Consider the following 612-nt stretch of genomic DNA (forward strand, 5'->3'; position numbering starts at 1 on the left):
GGCTGCTCATCTGACTCGCTCCTCTGGTTTGATGTCGAGCCCGGTGACCCGCACGGTGACCTGGTCCACGTGGGAGCCCGTGAGGCTTTGCACGCGGTCACGGATGGTGGTCTTCGCAGCCTCGACTCGCTCGAGGAGCGGGCCTCCGCTGCGGGAGATGGAGCTCGGCTGCTCGCGGATGCGAGCCAGCGAGGGCACGCGGATGGGGGTGCTGAGTCGCAGTGCGAGCTTGCCGTTGTGGTCGTCGAGGTCGACGCTGACGCTGCCAGCGTCGACCCCGAGCGCGTCACCGGCGACAGCTGACACGAGCCTGTTCAGCGCCTTCGCGGTGACTCGTGTCGTGCCTCGCTGCGCCGCGCCGCCCGGAGCCGTCGCGGCGATGCTCATGAGGACGTGTTCCGTCCGCGGAGGACGTCAACGAGTGCACTGGCGTTGAGCTTGCCGTCGAGGATCCGACCGACCAGTCCGCCGATCAGCATCGCGATGACGACGAAGAAGAACGCCCAGAACCCCAGGATGATCCAGGTGAGCGCGAGGACCGCGCCGATGAGGATGCCGGTTCGGGTGAGGGATGCGGTGTTCACTGGACTCGCGCTTCTTCCGTCTTGTCGT

Annotated in this window: 2 protein-coding genes; both read right to left on the reverse strand. The window is 67.2% G+C overall.

Going from position 1 to position 612, the window contains the following annotated elements; genetic code table 11:
• Positions 1-6: 6 nt before the first annotated feature.
• Positions 7-387 (reverse strand): hypothetical protein, encoded by a 381-nt coding sequence (locus tag C5E10_RS18735; RefSeq protein WP_104332944.1) that lies wholly within the window; start codon positions 385-387, stop codon positions 7-9.
• A partial coding sequence (locus tag C5E10_RS18740) for a DUF2273 domain-containing protein (RefSeq protein WP_258071223.1) occupies positions 384-612 on the reverse strand: 229 nt, incomplete at its 5' end. The genes C5E10_RS18735 and C5E10_RS18740, both read right to left, overlap by 4 nt.

The sequence above is a fragment of the Pseudoclavibacter sp. RFBG4 genome (assembly GCF_002931515.1).
GTDB lineage: Bacteria > Actinomycetota > Actinomycetes > Actinomycetales > Microbacteriaceae > Pseudoclavibacter.